Source organism: Caballeronia pedi, assembly GCF_001544915.2.
In the GTDB taxonomy this organism is placed as follows: domain Bacteria; phylum Pseudomonadota; class Gammaproteobacteria; order Burkholderiales; family Burkholderiaceae; genus Caballeronia; species Caballeronia pedi.
Window position 1 is genome coordinate 1 of sequence record NZ_FCOE02000136.1, and the last position, 559, is coordinate 559.

General features: G+C 64.4%; 2 protein-coding genes. Both read right to left on the reverse strand.

Annotation, left to right across the window (positions count from 1 at the left end; translation table 11 throughout):
- Positions 1 to 287, reverse strand: a 287-nt coding sequence (locus AWB80_RS42870) for a hypothetical protein (RefSeq protein ID WP_208635784.1), incomplete at its 3' end; no start/stop codon positions are given.
- Positions 288 to 296: 9 nt separating this feature from the next.
- Positions 297 to 559, reverse strand: a 263-nt coding sequence (locus AWB80_RS42875; protein WP_143328308.1) for a phosphopantetheine-binding protein, incomplete at its 5' end; no start/stop codon positions are given.

Sequence of the window (559 nt, forward strand, 5' to 3'; positions counted from 1 at the left end):
GCTTCGAAGCTCGCGCGCAATGCGGCGCGATCCACCGGCCCGCGCAAGCGCAAGCCACCCGCGACGTGATACGCGCTGCTCTCGGGCGACAACTGCCACAAAAACCACAACCGCTGCTGCGCGTACGAAACCGGCAGCGCGCTTTCGACCGCCCGCTCGCGCGCGAGAATGGGCAGTTGCGCCGGCGTCACGCCTTCCTCGACCATCTTTTGCCAGAAGAGCCGACGCTTGTCCTGCGAAAGTTCGATGAAGCGGCGCGCGATGCGCGTAGCCTTGTCCTTATCCATGAATCGTGCTCAAAGGGTGTCGAGGAAGGTGTCGAGTTCGTCCAGCGCCTGATCGCCGGGAGCCCGGTCCCGCGCTGTCTCTATTGCCTGCGCGAGCGCCGCCAGCGTTGCCGCCTCGAACAGCGAGGCGAGCGCAAGACTCGCGTTCAGTTCCAGTCCGATGCGTGCATTCAGCCGCACTGCCATCAGCGAATTGCCACCCAGCTCGAAGAAGTTATCGTTGCGCCCGATGCGCTCGACGCCGAGCAACTCCGACCAGATCGTCGCGAGTT